The sequence below is a fragment of the Actinocrispum sp. NPDC049592 genome (assembly GCF_040675465.1).
Lineage (GTDB): Bacteria > Actinomycetota > Actinomycetes > Mycobacteriales > Pseudonocardiaceae > Kibdelosporangium.
This window is the reverse complement of record NZ_JBFAPA010000018.1, coordinates 125,062-141,359: the sequence shown is the minus strand read 5'-3', so window position 1 is coordinate 141,359 and position 16,298 is coordinate 125,062. Positions and strand designations below refer to the sequence as shown.

16 protein-coding genes are annotated in these 16,298 nt (G+C 68.7%); 5 read left to right on the top strand and 11 right to left on the bottom strand.

Annotated features, from left to right (window positions below):
* Positions 1-88: 88 nt before the first annotated feature.
* The 5 genes from AB0J95_RS37110 to nadD form a co-directional block, all read right to left on the bottom strand.
* Complete coding sequence (locus tag AB0J95_RS37110) at positions 89-940, bottom strand: DegV family protein (RefSeq protein ID WP_364768958.1); 852 nt, start codon at positions 938-940, stop codon at positions 89-91.
* An 11-nt stretch (positions 941-951) separates the two neighbouring features.
* Positions 952-1,674: a diglucosylglycerate octanoyltransferase gene (octT, locus tag AB0J95_RS37105; protein ID WP_364768955.1), complete on the bottom strand. Its 723-nt coding sequence runs from the start codon at positions 1,672-1,674 to the stop codon at positions 952-954.
* A complete protein-coding gene (locus tag AB0J95_RS37100) occupies positions 1,671-2,285 on the bottom strand; it encodes a histidine phosphatase family protein (protein WP_364768952.1) in 615 nt (204 codons plus the stop codon). Before AB0J95_RS37100 ends, octT begins: the two co-directional genes overlap by 4 nt.
* Entirely contained in the window at positions 2,282-2,650 is a 369-nt protein-coding gene (rsfS, locus tag AB0J95_RS37095; protein WP_364768950.1) for a ribosome silencing factor, read from the bottom strand. The genes AB0J95_RS37100 and rsfS overlap by 4 nt, the downstream gene beginning before the upstream one ends.
* Positions 2,651-2,722: 72 nt before the next feature.
* Positions 2,723-3,337 (bottom strand): nicotinate-nucleotide adenylyltransferase, encoded by a 615-nt coding sequence (nadD, locus tag AB0J95_RS37090; RefSeq protein ID WP_364768947.1) that lies wholly within the window; start codon positions 3,335-3,337, stop codon positions 2,723-2,725.
* A gap of 103 nt (positions 3,338-3,440) precedes the next feature.
* Between nadD and AB0J95_RS37085 the strand changes: the two genes are divergently transcribed.
* Positions 3,441-4,142 (top strand): nitroreductase family protein, encoded by a 702-nt coding sequence (locus AB0J95_RS37085; RefSeq protein WP_364768945.1) that lies wholly within the window; start codon positions 3,441-3,443, stop codon positions 4,140-4,142.
* 2 nt (positions 4,143-4,144) lie between these two features.
* Here the strand turns inward: AB0J95_RS37085 and AB0J95_RS37080 are convergent, their stop codons facing one another.
* From AB0J95_RS37080 to AB0J95_RS37070, 3 genes are all read right to left on the bottom strand, one after another.
* Positions 4,145-4,375 carry a ferredoxin gene (locus AB0J95_RS37080; RefSeq protein WP_364768942.1) on the bottom strand — a complete coding sequence of 77 codons (231 nt, stop codon included), beginning with the start codon at positions 4,373-4,375 and terminating at the stop codon, positions 4,145-4,147.
* Positions 4,372-5,592, bottom strand: coding sequence for a cytochrome P450 (locus AB0J95_RS37075; protein WP_364768939.1), 1,221 nt, complete (start codon positions 5,590-5,592; stop codon positions 4,372-4,374). Before AB0J95_RS37075 ends, AB0J95_RS37080 begins: the two co-directional genes overlap by 4 nt.
* A gap of 95 nt (positions 5,593-5,687) precedes the next feature.
* On the bottom strand, positions 5,688-6,269 hold the full coding sequence (locus AB0J95_RS37070; RefSeq protein ID WP_364768937.1) for a TetR family transcriptional regulator: 582 nt from the start codon (positions 6,267-6,269) through the stop codon (positions 5,688-5,690).
* An 82-nt stretch (positions 6,270-6,351) separates the two neighbouring features.
* Here AB0J95_RS37070 and AB0J95_RS37065 point away from each other — a divergent pair, with 82 nt between their 5' ends.
* The 3 genes from AB0J95_RS37065 (at position 6,352) to AB0J95_RS37055 (ending at position 10,485) form a co-directional block, all read left to right on the top strand.
* A complete protein-coding gene (locus AB0J95_RS37065) occupies positions 6,352-8,457 on the top strand; it encodes a RecQ family ATP-dependent DNA helicase (RefSeq protein WP_364768935.1) in 2,106 nt (701 codons plus the stop codon).
* A 122-nt stretch (positions 8,458-8,579) separates the two neighbouring features.
* Positions 8,580-9,164, top strand: a complete 585-nt coding sequence (locus AB0J95_RS37060) for a DUF6058 family natural product biosynthesis protein (protein WP_364768932.1) — start codon at positions 8,580-8,582, stop codon at positions 9,162-9,164.
* A gap of 40 nt (positions 9,165-9,204) precedes the next feature.
* Entirely contained in the window at positions 9,205-10,485 is a 1,281-nt protein-coding gene (locus AB0J95_RS37055; RefSeq protein ID WP_364768930.1) for an MFS transporter, read from the top strand.
* On the opposite strand, the gene AB0J95_RS37050 is transcribed toward AB0J95_RS37055, so the two are convergent.
* On the bottom strand, positions 10,486-11,766 hold the full coding sequence (locus AB0J95_RS37050) for an NAD(P)/FAD-dependent oxidoreductase (protein ID WP_364768927.1): 1,281 nt from the start codon (positions 11,764-11,766) through the stop codon (positions 10,486-10,488).
* Between the two features lie 118 nt (positions 11,767-11,884).
* On the opposite strand from AB0J95_RS37050, the gene AB0J95_RS37045 reads away from it, so the two are divergent.
* On the top strand, positions 11,885-12,505 hold the full coding sequence (locus tag AB0J95_RS37045; RefSeq protein ID WP_364768924.1) for a TetR family transcriptional regulator: 621 nt from the start codon (positions 11,885-11,887) through the stop codon (positions 12,503-12,505).
* 3 nt (positions 12,506-12,508) lie between these two features.
* Here the strand turns inward: AB0J95_RS37045 and proB are convergent, their stop codons facing one another.
* Positions 12,509-13,633, bottom strand: a complete 1,125-nt coding sequence (gene proB / locus AB0J95_RS37040; RefSeq protein ID WP_364768921.1) for a glutamate 5-kinase — start codon at positions 13,631-13,633, stop codon at positions 12,509-12,511.
* A 141-nt stretch (positions 13,634-13,774) separates the two neighbouring features.
* A complete protein-coding gene (gene obgE / locus AB0J95_RS37035) occupies positions 13,775-15,217 on the bottom strand; it encodes a GTPase ObgE (protein ID WP_364768918.1) in 1,443 nt (480 codons plus the stop codon).
* Positions 15,218-16,298 lie beyond the last annotated feature (1,081 nt).

Genomic DNA, 16,298 nt, shown 5'->3' with positions numbered 1-16,298 from the left:
TCGTGGCGGCTCGGCTGTGGATAACCGTTCGCTGTGGACAACTCCGCCCTTTTTCTCTTTTCTCTGGCGGGTTTGTCGGTGGTTTGTGCTACCGGGTCGCGGAGGGCAGGATGACGACTCCCAGCACCCCTGGTCCCGTGTGCGCACCGATCACGGCGCCCAGCTCGGACACCACACAGCCGGCCGAACCCGGCAACCGCTCCTCCAGCCGTGTCGCCAGTTCGGCGGCCCGGTCGGGCGCGGCGAGATGATGCACGGCGAGTTCGACGCGCCCGGAACCGGCCGCATCCGCGGCCAGATCGACCAGCCGGGCCAACGCGCGACTGGTGGTCCGCACCTTCTCCAACGGAACGATGCGTCCCTCGGACACGTGCAGCACCGGTTTGACCGCCAAAGCCGTCCCGACAAGTGCGGCAGCGGCACCGATCCGCCCGCCCCGGCGCAAGTACTCCAGCGTCTCGACCATGAAGAACGTCTTGGTCAACGCGGCCGCATCGACCGCAGCGTCCTCGACCTCCTGCGGCGACGCCCCCGATGCGGCAGCGGCAGCGGCACGGAGCGCGGCGAACCCCAGACCCATCCCCGTCGTCCGCGAGTCCACCACGCGGACCTTCCCGGCCCCGATCTCCTCAGCCGCCAGGCGCGCCGAGTCCCACGTCCCCGACAGGTGCCGCGAAAGGTGCACGGACACGATCGCGGACGCGCCCGCGTCCAGCTCGTCCTGGTACACCTTGGCGAACTCGTGCGGCGACGGCCGCGAAGTGGTCACCACCCGGCGCTGTGACAAGGCGGTCGCGAGCTGGACCGGTCCGATGTCGATGCCGTCCAGCCCGACCTCGTCGTCCATGACGACATGCAAGGGCACCACGCGCACCGCGTGCCGGACGGCGAACCCTTCCGGCAGGTGTGCCGTGGAGTCGGTGACGACGACCACCCGCATGATCGCCGAGCCTACGTCTGTTTCGCGCGAATGGTCTGCTCAACCAGCGCGGCGAGGGCGTGTCCGACAATCTTGTGTCCGTCCCAGCCCCAGTGCATCCCGTCAATGTTGCCGTGCCCGCCGAGAACGTGATCACCGACCAGGTCGGCGAGGTCCAGCAACGGCACCCCAGCCTGCTCGCCCCAAGCCCGGATCGCGGCAGCCCCAGGCACTCGCCCGGTGTGCACACCCGCGTACGAGGGCGCTCGGTGCACGGGCGGAAGTACAGCTACCGCAGGCAGGTCGGGACGCAGCGCCCGGATCGACGTCAGAACGAGGTCGAGATACCGGACGGTCAACGCAGGCGGCAGGGCAACAGGCCGACCACCCATCACACGCGACAGCCACGGCTGGGCGGCCTTGTACTGGTCACGCGCCCACCTACGCAACCCGTCCGGCCGCAAGTACCGCAGTCCCTGCCGTAGGTATGTAGGCAGTGGCGACGGCAGCGTGTCCATGCTGCCCACACCCAGTACGAGCACGTCGGCCTTGGGCAACAACGTCCACACCCGCGGGTCACCGACGAGGGACCAGTAAGCGTCGCGAGCGGTCCACCCGAACCCAGCGACCAGCTCGGTATGGCCATCGAGCAAGGAAGCCGCCACGTTCGGCCAAAGCCGGGAGTCGTCGGCGGGCATCGGCCCGTCCGGACCATGGAAACTCAGCGAGTCGCCGAAGAACAGCAGCGTGGTCATCCGGTGATGCCGGCGTTGTAAGCGATCAGCCGCCAGGCCAGCCCGGTGGTGGACCGACGGGCCAGCACCGTCCAGTGGCAGTTGCCGATCCCGCCGAGCAGCGGCCAGTTCGCCACCGGCAACCCCAGTAGTTTGGCCGTCAGCGCGGTGATCAGGCCGCCGTGTGTGCCGAGGATGACCGTCTCCTCGGTGCCCTCGTCCAGCGCTGCCACGACCTCGGCGGCCCGCTGGGCGACCTCGACCCTGGACTCGCCACCCGGCGGCGCCCAGGTCGCGTCCTGCTGCCACTCGGCGCGCGCACCCGGCGACCGCTCGTCCACCTCGGCGCCGGTCAGCCCCTGCCAGGTGCCCAGGTTCGTCTCGCGCAAGCGTTTGTCGATGCGCATCGGCACGCCGGTGGCCTGCACGAACACGTTCGCGGTGTCCATCGCCCGGCGCAGGTCGGACGCGACCACCAGATCCGGGGAGAACCGGGCCAACGCGGGCACGGCGAACCGGGCCTGGTTCCAGCCGACCTCGGTGAGGGCCGAGTCGAGATGGCCCTGCATCCGGCTGGACGCGTTGTAGTCGGTCTCCCCGTGCCGCCACAGCACGAGGCGGCTGAGGGTCACGTCGCCGCCTCCGGGTCGAACTCGATCCGCGGGCAGTCCTTCCAGAGCCGCTCGAGCGAGTAGAACGAGCGCTCCTCGGTGTGCTGGACGTGCACCACGACGTCGACGAAGTCGAGCAGCACCCAGCGGCCCTCACGGGCGCCCTCGCGCCGGACCGGCTTGGTGCCCGCCTCGCGCATCTTCTCCTCGACGTTGTCGACGATGGCCCCGACCTGGCGTTCGTTGGGTGCCGAGGCGATCACGAAGCAGTCGGTGATGACCAACTGCTGGGACACGTCCAGCACGATGATGTCGCTCGCCAGCTTGTCGGCAGCCGCGTTGGCCGCCACCAGCGCCAACCTGCGTGCGTCGGGCGATGCAGCCACGTCTCTCCCTTGGTACGGCCGTCATGGTGGAAGGTACTGAGGGTACCTGGGCCTGGCCAGCAGGGCGCGCGCCTATTCCGCGACGCCGGCGATGGTCCGTTCGGCGTACAGGTCACGCTTCTGGATGTATTGCACGACCCCGTCGGGCACGAGGTACCAGATCGGTTCGCCCAGCGCCACGCGGTCGCGGCAGGCCGTGGAGGAGATCGCCATGGCGGGCACCTCGACCAGGCTGACCGAGCCGTCCGGCAGGTGGTGGTCGTCCAACGTGTAACCGGGACGGGTGACGCCGATGAAGTGCGCCAGGCCGAACAGCTTCTCCGCGTCCCGCCACGACAGGATCTGGGCCAGCGCGTCGGCCCCGGTGATGAAGAAGATCTCCGCCTCCGGGCGGGACGCGCGCAGGTCCTGCAGCGTGTCGACGGTGTAGGTCGGGCCCTTGCGGTCGATGTCCACCCGGCTGACGGAGAACCTCGGGTTGGACGCGGTGGCGATGACCGTCATCAGGTAGCGGTCCTCGGCCGGGCTGACCTCGCGGGCGCCCTTCTGCCAGGGCTGGCCGGTCGGCACGAAGATGACCTCGTCCAGGTCGAACCTGGCCTGCACCTCGCTGGCCGCGACCAGGTGCCCGTGGTGCACCGGGTCGAACGTGCCACCCATGATCCCAATGCGACGGTGCGCCGACATAGCACCGGAGCGTACGCGGGATCACCCGGACACATTGGCCACAAACCGTCGTCTTCACGTCCGGCGGGTACGAACCCCCAGGTGTGGACGGCAAGATCGGGTCATGAGGACTTGGACGCCCATGCATGGCCAGCCGTACAGCCCCACGCCGTACCGGCCACGCCGGATCCCCCCGGACGCCTCCCTGCGCATCGCCGCTGACCTGCGCGAACGCATGGACCAGCGGCGGACGGTGCGGACCTTCTCGGCCGATCCCGTGCCCGAGCAGGTGGTTCTCGACGCCATCGCGGTCGCCGCCAGCGCGCCGTCCAGCGCCCACCAGCAGCCGTGGACCTACGTCATGGTGTCGGATCCCGAGGTCAAAGCCCAGATCCGGGCCGCTGCCGAGGAAGTGGAGCGGCGCACCTACGCCGAGGGGATCGGCGAGGAGTGGCAGGCCGCCGTGCAACCGATGGGCACGAACGAGCAGAAGCCACACCTCACCGACGCGCCCTACCTGATCGTGGTGTTCGAGCAGCGCTACTCCGTCGACGCCGACGGGCAGAAGCACGAGCACTACTTCGTCGACGAGTCGGTCGGCATCTCGGTGGGCATGCTGCTGACCGCCCTGCACCTGTCCGGGCTCGCGGCGCTGGTGCACACGTTGAGCCCGATGAGGTTCCTGGCCGACGTGCTCGACCGGCCGTGCAACGAGCGGGCGTTCGCGGTGATCCCGGTGGGATATCCCGCGAAGGACACCGTTGTCCCCGACCTGGTCCGCAAATCACTCGATCAGGTCGTCGTCCGCTTCGCTCCGCGGCCCTAGGTTCAGTCGACTGGGGAGACCAGCTCGCCCGATGCGGCGTTGAACACCTTGATGGCCTCGACCGGGCATGACTCAGCGGCGTCGATCACCGCTTCGTTCTGGTCGACCACGTCCGCCAGCGGATGGGAGCCGTCGCCTTCCAGCTCGAAGTGGTCCGGCGCGATGCCCGAGCACATCCCGGACGAGATGCAGGTGTGCCGGTCGACTTCCAGCCGCCACTGGGTGTCGCTCACACTCGTACCTCCGACCACGTCACTGGAAAAGTCTCGAGACCGCGGATGAAGCGGCCGCGCTTCCAGGATATTTGGGCCTCCGCCACGGCGAACGAGAGGTCGGGGAACCGCCGCAGCACGGTCGAGAGGGCCAGTCGCAGTTCCATGCGCGCCAGCTGCGCGCCCAGGCAGTGGTGCGCCCCGTGGCCGAACCCGATGTGCGGGTTGCTCTCACGGGTGATGTCCAGCTCCTCGGGCCGGTCGAACACCCGCGGATCACGGTTGGCCGCCGTGATGTCCACGAACACAGCCTCGCCTTCCCGTACGAGGACGCCGCCGAGCTCGAGATCCTCGGTCGCGAACCGGGGGAACCCGGACGAGGCGCCGCCGAGCGGCGTGTACCGCATCATCTCCTCGACCGCCGCGTCGACCAGGCCGGGGTCGGCACGCAACGCGGCCAGCTGGTCCGGGTGGGTCAGCAGCGTGTACATGAAGTTGCCGAACTGGTTCGCCGTGGTCTCGTGGCCGGCGATCAGCAGGCCGACCGCGAACTGCACCATCTCCTGCTCGGACAGGCGGTCTTCCTCGTCGCGTGCCTTGACCAGCCCGGTCAGCAGGTCGTCGGCGGGCTCGCGGCGGCGTTCGGCGATCAGCCCGGCCATGTACTCGCGCAGGCTCTGCCGCGCGTCCATGATCTCTTCGAGCGTGTACGCGGTGATCGAGAGGGACGCGTCGGTCCACGCCCGGAACTTCGCGCGGTCCTCGACCGGAACTCCCAACAGCTCGCAGATCACCGTGATCGGCAGCGGCCAGGACACCGAGTCCATCAGGTCGGCCGGTGGGCCGGCCGCGGTCATCTTGTCCAGCAGCCCGTCGATGATCTCCTGGGTGCGCGGTTTGAGCAGCTCGACGCGGCGCGCGGTGAACGCCTTGGCGGCGAGGCGGCGCAGCCGGGTGTGGTCCGGCGGGTCCATGTCGAGTATGCCCGGCTGGTCGCTGATGTAGGACGTCGCCCTGGGCACGTCCTTGCCGAACGCGACGGCCCGGCTGAACCGGGGATCGGCCAGCACGACCTTGACGTCCTCGTAGCGCCTGGCCAGCCAGCCTTCGCCGCCGTAGGGCAGCCGGACGCGGACCAATGGCTCGCCGTCGCCGGTGCCGATCGTCTGCGGGCTGGGGTTGAGCCGGTCGTAGTCAGGGGTGAACGGGAAGTTCACCGGCTCGTGCGTGGTGGTCATCGAATTGGCCCCCTTCGATGTTTGTAAGCAACTGCTTACATCCGATGACCATACAGAGGGTGACACATGCGGTCAACGCGGTTGCACAGAGTGTCTTATTCGGGCGAGATGTCCTTGATGCGTTCGAGCAGTGTCCGGACCGCAGGCAGCACGCAGGCGACGACCTGCTCGGGATTCGCGCTGGCCAGAGGGCTCAGGCCGCCGTCGGCACGCATCAGGTCGATGCCGACGATCCAGGCGAGCACGAGATGCGCCCGCAGGTCGGCCTCGGGCGCGTCGGTCAGGACGGAGAGTGCCCGGATGTAGTCCTGTCCCAGCTCCTGACCGATGGCCTTGACGGAGACGTCCTCGGCGCTGGACCGGAGCATGATCTGCGACGAGTGGTCCTGGCCGGCCTGGCGGTCCAGGATCCCGCGCAGCAATTGCGCGAACAGCTCGTTCGGCGGGACTTCGGCGAGCTTGTCGCGCCCGGCGCGCGCGACGACGGCGGCGTAAAGGGCTTCCTTGCTGCCGAAGTACCGGAACAGCAGCGCCTGGTTCACGCCTGCGCGGCCGGCGATGTCTCGGACAGTGGTGCGGTCGTAGCCGCGCTCAGCGAACAGTTCGGCGGCGGCGTCCAGCAGCGCGGCGCGGCTGGCACTCGAGTCCCGCCGGCGAACCTGCTGGTGATCGTCCACTTCCGCTCCCAATCCGTGCGAACGGTCCGTTCGCACGGACAAGTTACTGTGCCAGAGGTTGCCATGGGGTAGACGTAGAAACGTGACAGAAGAACTGCGCGAGCAAGCCGAGCGCCACCTGAGGGCGCTCGCCGGTGACCGAGCACGGCTACGGGACGACCAGTGGACGGCGATCGAGGCGCTGGTGGCGGGCCGTAGACGTGCGCTTGTCGTGCAGCGCACGGGCTGGGGCAAGTCGGCTGTCTACTTTGTCGCCACCGCCTTGCTGCGGGCGCGCGGCGAGGGCCCGACTGTTATCGTTTCGCCGCTGCTGGCGTTGATGCGCAACCAGGTCGAGGCGGCCGCGCGGGCAGGGGTGCACGCGGCCACCATCAACTCCGCCAATCCCGAGCAGTGGCAGGAGATCCAGGCCTCGGTCAACGCCGGTGAGGTTGACGTCCTGCTGGTCAGCCCGGAACGGCTGAACAACCCCGACTTCCGGGACAACGTGCTGCCTTCGCTGACGGCATCGGCGGGCATGCTCGTCGTCGACGAGGCGCACTGCATCTCGGACTGGGGTCACGACTTCCGGCCGGACTACCGGCGGCTGCGCACGTTGCTGACCGAACTGCCCGCGGGAGTTCCGGTTCTGGCGACCACTGCGACCGCCAACGACCGGGTGGTGCGGGACGTCGCCCAGCAGCTGGGGCTGGGACCGTCCACAACGGACGCTCTGGTGCTGCGCGGCGCGCTGGACCGGGAAAGCCTGCACCTGTCCGTGGTCCGGCTGCCGAACGCCCCGGCCCGGATCGCATGGCTGGCCGAGCGGCTGCCGGAGCTGCCCGGCTCCGGGATCATCTACACGCTGACCGTGGCCGCTGCCGAGGAGGTCGCCTCTTTCTTGCGGGAGAAGGGGTTCGAGGTCAGCGCGTACACCGGCAAGACCGAGCAGGGCGAGCGGCTGCAGGCAGAGGAGGACCTGCAGCAGAACCGGGTGAAGGCATTGGTGGCCACATCCGCGCTCGGGATGGGGTTCGACAAGCCGGATCTGGGATTCGTGGTGCACCTGGGCGCGCCGCAGTCCCCCATCGCCTACTACCAGCAGATCGGCCGGGCAGGCCGTGGCGTGCGGAAGGCCGAGGTGCTGCTGCTCCCGGGCCAGGAGGACCGGGACATCTGGGCCTATTTCGCGTCGCTGGCCTTCCCGCCGGAGCCGGTGGTCCGGCAGGTGCTCGACGCCCTGGCGGGGGCGAACGGGCCGATGTCGTTGCCGGCGCTCGAACCGCGCGTGGAGCTGTCCCGCTCGCGGCTCGAGGTGGTGCTCAAAGTGCTCGATGTGGACGGTGCCGTGCGGCGGGAGCGCGGTGGCTGGGTGAGCATGGGCGAGCAGTGGTCCTACGACTCCGAGCGGTACGGCCATGTCGCGGAGGCGCGAGTGGTCGAGCAGCAGGCAATGCTCGACTACCAGAGCACGGACGGCTGCCGGATGGAGTTCCTGCTGCGGCAGCTGGACGATCCGCACGCGGTCCCTTGTGGACGGTGCGACAACTGCACCGGCCGGACGTGGGACACCGCCGTATCGGACGCGGCCTCGGCGCAGGCCAGGGACCGGCTTCGGCGGCCTGGCGTCGATGTCGGCGAACGCAAGCAGTGGCCGCCCGGGATGCGCGAGCTCGGGGTGCCGCTGTCCGGGAAGATCCCGGCGGACGAGCGTGCCGAGCCCGGGCGGGCGCTCGGCCGGCTGACCGATATCGGCTGGGGCAACCGGTTGCGGACGATGTTGAGCGTGGCGGCGCCCGACGAGCCTGTACCGGACGACGTGTTCGACGCGTGCGTGAAGGTGCTCGCGTCGTGGAAGTGGGAGCAACGGCCGGTCGCGGTGGTGACCATCTCCTCACACCGCAGGCCGAAGCTCATTCGCAGCCTGGGCGAACGACTCGCCGGCATCGGGCGCCTGGAATACCTCGGTGAGTTGGAAGTAGGTGGTGGTAGCGAACGGAAATCCAACAGCGCGCAGCGTCTTGCCGGTCTCTGGCAGGCGATGCGCATCCCGGTGGATCTCGCGGAGAGCCTCCGGACGGTGACCGGCCCGGTCCTGGTGGTCGACGACCAGATCGACACGGGCTGGACCATGGCCATGGCGAGCAGGCTGCTGCGCACCGCGGGCGCACCGGCCGTCCTGCCGTTCGCCCTGGCCAGCACGACGTAGCCGCTCAGCCGGCCCGAACCTTGACAAGGCACGCGACTGCCTCATAGTGGATTGACCCTGCGCCGCAAGGGATCGCGCACGTTTCGGCCGCCACCGAAACCTCGCGGGCCTACCGTGTCCGCATGGCTGATGACCTCCATGCCCAAGTCCAGGCCAAGTTCGTCGACGTCAACGGCGTCCACCCGATGACCGCCGCCGACGACGCCTACGTCGACGAGTACTACGTGCCACTGGAGCAGATCGCCGCGGACAGCGACTGGCTCCGGACGGAGATGCTGGCCGGACGGCTTCCCCTGCCCAGCTATGTCCGGTCGGACGGAGTTCAGATGGTCCCGGCCGACCTGCTCGCCTTGGCCGAGCGAGCGGGCGGCACGGGCCGGCTTCGCGCGTGGTTTCTCGGGCAGTGGCCCGATCCCGAGTCCGGTGCCGAGGAGTGGCAGTCGTACCTGAGTGGGCAGTACGTCTGTCTCCGGTCGGTCACGCCCGAGACCATCCAACGCAAGGCGGAGCTCATCATGGACATCGGCAAAGCGATCGCGAGCGCCCAGCCCGAGTCGGTGGCGTGGCTGACCGGGCTGCACGCGCTCGTCGACGAACTGGACGCCCTCGAACCGCCGTTCACCGGGTATGACCGGCTGCGCTTCGGGGGCCCGGTGTCCCGGGACTCCTACATCGACAAGGTGCGCACGAACTACCCGCTCGGTTAGGGATCTACTACTCGCTCTTGCATTGTGGTTAAGTCCATACATGTCAGAGCAGGTGACCGAGCCGGTCGTGCACCGGCTGCCGATCCGCAAGCTGGTCGCCGCGAGCATCGGCAACGCCATCGAGTGGTACGACTGGACCGTCTACGCGACGTTCAGCACGTACATCGCGAACGCACTGTTCGCACCGGACAGCAAGTCGCTGATCGCCACGTTCGCCACCTACGCTCTGGCGTTCTTCTTCCGCCCGCTCGGCGGCCTGCTCCTGGGCCGGTTCGCCGACGTGCAAGGGCGAAAACCCGCGATGATCCTGACGATCCTGCTGATGGCAGGCGGTTCGCTGGCGATCGGGCTGCTGCCGACCTTCGCCGCGGTGGGCTGGCTCGCCCCGGTCCTGCTGCTGATCGCCCGGATCGCCCAGGGCATCTCGCTCGGCGGCGAGGTGTCGAACGCGTCCGCCTACCTTGGCGAGATCGCGCCGAACTCCCGGCGGGGCCGGTACTCGGCGTTCTTCTACATCTCCACCGGTACGGCCGTCCTGATCGCGTCCCTGCTCGGCTACTTCCTGGTCCGCATCCTCGACAAGGCCGAGATGGCCGGTTACGGCTGGCGCATCCCGTTCCTGCTCGGCGGTGTGCTCGGCCTGGTCGGCCTCTGGCTGCGACGGACCATTGACGAGACAACACATTTCGAGCAGAGCAAGGACAAGGCGCGGGAGACCCGCAACCCGCTGTGGGTGACCTTGCGCGATCACCCGAAGGCCGTCGGGCAGCTCGTCGGCTACACGATGTTGTCGACGCTCTGCTACTACACGTTCTTCAGCGCCTTGACGCCGTTCGCGATCAACTCCCGGAAGGCCACCGCGGACGATGTCTTCCTGGCGTTGTCCATCGGGACGGCGTTGTTCGTGGTGCTGCAGTACCCGATGGGCGCTGCCGCGGACCGGTTCGGCCGGAAACCCCAGATGCTGGTGTGGTCCGCGGCGATCGCCCTGCTGATCGTGCCCTTGTCCACTTTGGTCCGGCCCGGCCTGGGCAACCTGCTGGTGGTGTTCTGTGTCGGGCTGGGGCTGTACACGATGATCACGTCGATCGCGCCGGCGATCATGAGTGAAATGTTCCCGACCGAGCTGCGCGGCCTGGGCATCGGCGCCTGGTACAACCTGACGGTGGCGCTTTTCGGTGGCACAGCGCCACTTCTGATCACGTGGCTGGCCGATCTCGGCGCCTCGACTGCGTTCTTCTGGTACGTCGCGGGCGGGGCCGTGATCGCGTTCCTGGTGATCCTCACACTGCCCGAGACGAAGGGGATGGAGCTGAAGTGACTACTTGCCGGTGCCCTGCCCGCTGAACATCTTGCGTTTCAAGGCAGGCACGGCAGAGCACACCCGCAGCACAGTCTTGAACACGACTCGACCGGCCCGGGACTCCGAGACGGCTTGCGTGGCGTTGCGCATGGACGAGCGGACGGCAGCGAACCCGTAGTCGATCATCTGTCGTTCGTAGTCGCCGATGGCGTCGAGCAGGTCGCGCTCACCGTTGGCCACCTCGATGAGGTTGTGCGCCAGCAGCCGCGCGTCGCGCAGCGCGGTGTTGGCACCGATGCCGCCGAACGGGGTCATGCTGTGGATCGCGTCGCCGGCCAGGGTGATGTTCGTTGTCTCCCACTGTTTCACCGGGACCGAGGTGCGGATCGGCAGCAGCGACACGGCTTCGCCCGGCGACGCGGCCACCATGGTGCGGAATCCCGGGTGCCAGTCGGCGATCATCCGGCCGACCAGGTCCCGCAGACCATCACCGTCCAGTTCGGACAGACCGGCGGGGAACCTGGCACTGTTCGCCGCGTAGGCCCACATGATGTAGCTGGTGGTGTTGTCGAACAGGACCTTGTCGTGCTCGAAGGTCTCGTCGTTGCGACCGTCGGCCAGGTCGTGCGGGGCGCAGAACATGAGGCAGCCCTTGGGCGGCAGTACGCTGTTGGGCCCGTCCAGCAGCCGTTCCGGCAGCAGCTTGCGGCTTTCGTCGTCGAGCAGGAACTTCCCGGCGATCGCGGTGATGCCGGTGTCCACCCGGTCCGCGTGCGGGAGGTACTGCTGGCGCACGCGGGAGCCGCCGCCGTCGGCAGCCACCACGACGTCGCCGGTCGCGGTTGTGCCGTCGGCGAAGTAGCAGGTCACGGTCCCGTCGGCGTTCCGCTCGTATCGCTCGAACTCCTTGTCGTAGTGCAGGATTCCGTCGAGCCCGGCCGACAGCACCTGGTGGAGGGTGATGCGGCTGGCCGAGTGGTGCGATGAAGCGGCGTCGGCGCCCGAGGTCAGGTCGTTCTCGATCCGGATGAGCTCGTCCATCTGCTCGGTGAGGAACGCGTAGGTGCCGGAGACACCACACGAGTCCACGAACCGTTGCCACAGATCCGGCGGTAAGCAGTCGTGCAGGGCTTGCGAGCCGTGCGGGTTGATGTGGACGCGGTAGCCCTGCAACCGCTCGGTGCGGGTACGGCTGCGCTCGTAGACGGCAACGCTGACTCCGGCCTTGTGCAGGGCCTGGGCCAGGCAGAGCCCGCTGGTGCCGCCGCCGATCACGACGACATGGAACTGGCGCTTCATCTCGGCTCCTCGGGTGGTGGGGGTGACTGCGATGCATCAATAATCATCCGATCGGTTGATTGTGTCAACTCTAGATTTGACTAAGTCATACCTGCCGATGATCGGCTACCCTGTGCGGGTGCCAGAGACCAGCCGGAACCCCAGGCGCGCACCGGTCGAGAAGCAGCGCGACCCGGAGCGCACCAAGCGGAAGATCCTCGACGCCGCCAAGATCGAGTTCGGTGCCAAGGGGTACGCGGCCGCCCGCGTCAGCGACATCGCCGGCCGCGCGGGGGTGAACAAGCAGCTGATCTCCTACTACTTCGGCGGCAAGGAAGGGCTGTTCCAGGAGCTGGCCGGTCAGTGGCACGAGACCGGCGGCGAGATCTCCACAGTGGACCAGCCGCTGCCCGAGGTGGCCCGGCAGTTCGTCATGACGACCCTGCACGACCGCGACTGGGGCCGCATGATGATGTGGGCGAACATGTCCGGCGAGGACGATCCCGGCGGAGACCCGGAAGCCCGCTTCATGCAGGTCCAGGTCGAGCAGATCCGCACCAGGCAGCAACAGGGCGAGATCCCGGACGACCTCGACCCGGCCTATCTGCTGCTGGCCCTGGTGGCAGCGGCCAGCGCCAGCCTTGCCCTGCCACGGGCGGTCCGCAACATCACCGGCGAGGACGCCGCCTCACCGGATTTCATCACGAAATACGCCGACCAGCTGGCTTTGCTGGTCGGTCACCTCACCAAAAAGCCCTGACCGCTACTGCTGGCGGCGGAGTGGGACAAGGTCGTCGGCGTGGACGACTTCGCGGCGTTGTTCGGCGGGCAGGTCGTGGGTGGACCGGCCGATGAGAGCCGGAAGTTCGGCGGCGTCGAACGCAACCACGCCACGGGCGACGACGTGCCCTGTGACATCGACGAGTTCGACGACATCGCCCGCGTCGAACTCACCATCCACGGCCGTGATGCCCGCACCTAGGAGTGAGCGGCGGCGGTTGACCACAGCGGCCACAGCACCGTCGTCAAGCCAGAGGCGGCCGGTGGCTCCGGCGGCGTGGCCGAGCCAGAACCGGCGGGCGGAGAGGCGGGCGCCGGTGGCGGCGAAGGCGGTGCCAACGTCGGCGGAGGTCAGCGCTTGCGGCGCCTGGGCCGCGGCGGCGAGGAGAACGGGGATGCCTGCCGAGGCGGCGAGGCGGGCGGCGGACAGCTTGGAGGCCATGCCGCCGGTGCCGAGGCCGGACGCGCCTTGGGTACCGGCCTTGACACCGTCCACATCGGAGTCACCGATGACCTCCTCGATGCGGCGTGCACCCTTGCCTGCGCGCGGGTCTCCGTCGTAGAGGCCGTCCACATCGGACAGCAGGAACAGCGCGTCGGCACCGACGAGATGGGCGACGAGGGCGGCGAGCCGGTCGTTGTCACCGAACCGGATCTCTTCGGTGGCAACGGTGTCGTTCTCGTTGACCACGGGGACTGTGTCCAGGGCAAGCAGTTTCGAGAACGTCCGCTGGGCGTTGCGGTAGTGCGAGCGGCGGACCACATCGTCGGCGGTGAGCAGGACCTGGCCGACAGTCAGCGAGTAGCGCGCGAACGACGAGGCGTACGCATGCGCCAGGGCGAGCTGGCCGACGCTGGCGGCGGCCTGCTGGGTCGCGAGATCCCGGGGACGGCGAGCGATCCCGAGTGGGGCCAGACCGGCCGCGATGGCACCCGATGAGACCAGGACGACCTGGGTGCCGTCGGCTCGGCGGGTGGCGAGCGCGTCGACAAGGGCGTCCAGCCGGGCGGGGTCCAGGCCACCGGCGGCGGTGGTCAGCGAGGACGATCCGACCTTGACGACGATCCGGTTGGCTTCGGCGATGGCCTTACGGGTCGGGGACGTCACAGCTCGCTCCCGGATGCTGTACGGAGGGGTGCGGTGTGACGGGGCGCGATCAGCGGGGATTTCACCCGATTGTCCTCATTCGGTGTGCCCGGCCATGGCGTTCGACGGCTCCTGCTGGTGCCGTGGGCCATGGCCGGTGGGTCACTCGTCTTCTTCGTCGGTGGCCAGGCCGCGGCGGACCCGGCGGGCCAGCTTGCGGTCGGCGGCGCTGATCCGGCTGTTCGGTTCCAGCCGGACGTCGGTGCCCCGGCCGGTGAGCACGCTGGCGATCCCGGCCGGGGTGGACGGCTCCCAGCTGAAGGTCCACGCGCCGATGGTCACCGGGCAGCCTGGTTGTGCACCCATGGCCGCCAGTGCGTCCTCGACACCGAGCCGGTTGAGCCGGTCGCCGAGGTAGCCCACCGCTTCGTCGTTGTCGAAGTTGGTCTGCCGGACCCAGCGCTCCACCCGGTCGCCGGTGACGATGAAGCCCTCCTCGTCGTCCGGGTCGTGGTTGACCTCGAAGCCCTTGTCGTCCACGGCGGTCGGCCGCAGCACGACCCGGGTCGACTCGACCACGGGCTGGGCGGCGCGGTACTCCTCGACGACTTCGGCCAGCGCATAGCTCAGCTCGCGCAGGCCTTCGCGGGTCGCGGTGGAGATCTCGAAGACCGGCCAGCCGCGGGCCTCGAGGTCCGGGCGGACGATCTCGGCGAGGTCGCGGGCCTCGGGGATGTCCACCTTGTTCAGCACGACCACCCTGGGGCGCTCGGCGAGGTCGCCGCCCAGCGCGGGGGTGTACCGGGCGAGCTCCTCCTCCAGCGCGTCCACATCGGACAACGGGTCACGGTTGGGCTCGTAGGTGGCGCAGTCGACGACGTGCACCAGCACGGCGCAGCGCTCGATGTGCCGGAGGAAGTCCAGGCCGAGGCCCTTGCCCTCGCTCGCACCGGGGATCAGGCCGGGCACGTCCGCCATGGTGAACACGTGGTCCCCGGCGGTGATCACGCCCAGGTTCGGCACGAGCGTGGTGAACGGGTAGTCGGCGATCTTCGGGCGGGCCGCAGACATCACCGCGATCAGCGACGACTTGCCCGCCGACGGGAAGCCGACCAGGCCGACATCCGCGACCGAGCGGACCTCAAGGACCAGGTCGAGCCGCTCCCCCGGCTCGCCGAGCAGGGCGAACCCGGGCGCCCTGCGCGCCTTGGACGCGAGTGCGGCGTTGCCCAGCCCACCGCGGCCACCGGCGGCCGCGATGAAGCGGGTGCCGGCCCCGACCAGGTCGGCGATGATCTCGCCGTCCTCGGACATGACCACGGTGCCGTCGGGCACCTTCAGCTCAAGGTCCGTGCCGTTGGCGCCGTCACGGTTGGCGCCTTGGCCCTGCTTGCCGTTGCCACCCGCGGCATTCGGGCGGAAGTGGAAGTCGAGCAGGGTGTGCACGTTGGGGTCGACGACGAGGACGACATCGCCCCCATTGCCGCCATTGCCACCATCCGGGCCACCCAGCGGCTTGTACTTCTCACGATGGACGGAGGCACAACCGTTGCCGCCGTCACCGGCGGCGACATGGATCACCACACGGTCGACGAAACGGGACACGGCGGCTTCCTCTCTTCGACAGACGCGACTACTGCAGTTCAAAGGGTAACGGGCCCCAGCTCACGCAGCCCGGCCCCACGGACCCGACCCACCGACCAGGCCCAACACCACCCACCCATCCGCAACCCCAAACCCACACTCCCCATTCCTCCACATCCACACTCGCGATCAAGCCAACACCTCACCCAGCCCGCCGCACCCACAACCGCTGGGTACGCCGCCAGCTCCCTGCCAGCCCACCTGCCCATCAACCGGCTGCCCAACAACGGGCCGAGTCCGGTCCGTGTCGGCCACAGCGCCTTGCGCACTCGACACAGGCGATATGGCGGCAATCGCCACCAGGGCGGTGGCTGTGGTTTGCACCACGTCAGACCGCATGCTCTACCCCGCCGCCGTGCTGCATGCTGAGGACTGCGAGGGCATGGCGATGGCATTGTCGCTTGGGCTACTGCCAACCGTCCGGCGATAGCAGTCCAGCATTGCTGCACCACGGCTGCTCACAGCGCGGCCCACCATCTCGTGCCCGCACCAACCTACCGGCCTAGGTCTTGATCGCGGCTGCCAGCCATGATCAACAGCCAAGTCGTGCCACCGCCAACCCACCGGTTGAGTCATGACCTGCTCACAGCGCTGTGGGGCGGTCGCGGACTCGGTGATCAGCCGCCAAGAGGATCTCGGCTCCAGCATGACCGTGACCGACAGCCAAGTCGTCTCACTGCCAACCCGCGATTGAGTCGCCACGTGCCGCCAACCCGCCGGTGACCACCAGCCAAGGCCTCTCGCCACCGACCCACCGGTCGAGTCGCCACCTGCCGCCAACCTACCGATGACCACCAGCCAAGCCGTCCCACCGCCAACCCACCGGTCGAGTCGCCACCTGCCGCCAACCCACCGATGACCACCAGCCAAGCCCTCTCGCCGCCAACCCACCGGTCGAGTCGCCACCTGCCGCCAACCTACCGATGACCACCAGCCAAGCCCTCTCGCCGCCAACCCACCGGTCGAGTCGCCACCTGCCGCCAACCCACCGATGACCACCAGCCAAGCCCTCTCGCCGCCAACCCACCGGTCGAGTCGCCAC

What these genes read in the sequence shown, in the direction of transcription:
- AB0J95_RS37110 (WP_364768958.1), bottom strand. Translation starts at nt 940, where the DNA reads ATGCGGGTGGTCGTCGTCACCGACTCCACGGCACACCTGCCGGAAGGG.
- octT (WP_364768955.1), bottom strand. Translation starts at nt 1,674, where the DNA reads ATGACCACGCTGCTGTTCTTCGGCGACTCGCTGAGTTTCCATGGTCCG.
- nadD (WP_364768947.1), bottom strand. Translation starts at nt 3,337, where the DNA reads ATGTCGGCGCACCGTCGCATTGGGATCATGGGTGGCACGTTCGACCCG.
- AB0J95_RS37085 (WP_364768945.1), top strand. Translation starts at nt 3,441, where the DNA reads ATGAGGACTTGGACGCCCATGCATGGCCAGCCGTACAGCCCCACGCCG.
- AB0J95_RS37075 (WP_364768939.1), bottom strand. Translation starts at nt 5,592, where the DNA reads ATGACCACCACGCACGAGCCGGTGAACTTCCCGTTCACCCCTGACTAC.
- AB0J95_RS37060 (WP_364768932.1), top strand. Translation starts at nt 8,580, where the DNA reads ATGGCTGATGACCTCCATGCCCAAGTCCAGGCCAAGTTCGTCGACGTC.
- AB0J95_RS37055 (WP_364768930.1), top strand. Translation starts at nt 9,205, where the DNA reads ATGTCAGAGCAGGTGACCGAGCCGGTCGTGCACCGGCTGCCGATCCGC.
- AB0J95_RS37050 (WP_364768927.1), bottom strand. Translation starts at nt 11,766, where the DNA reads ATGAAGCGCCAGTTCCATGTCGTCGTGATCGGCGGCGGCACCAGCGGG.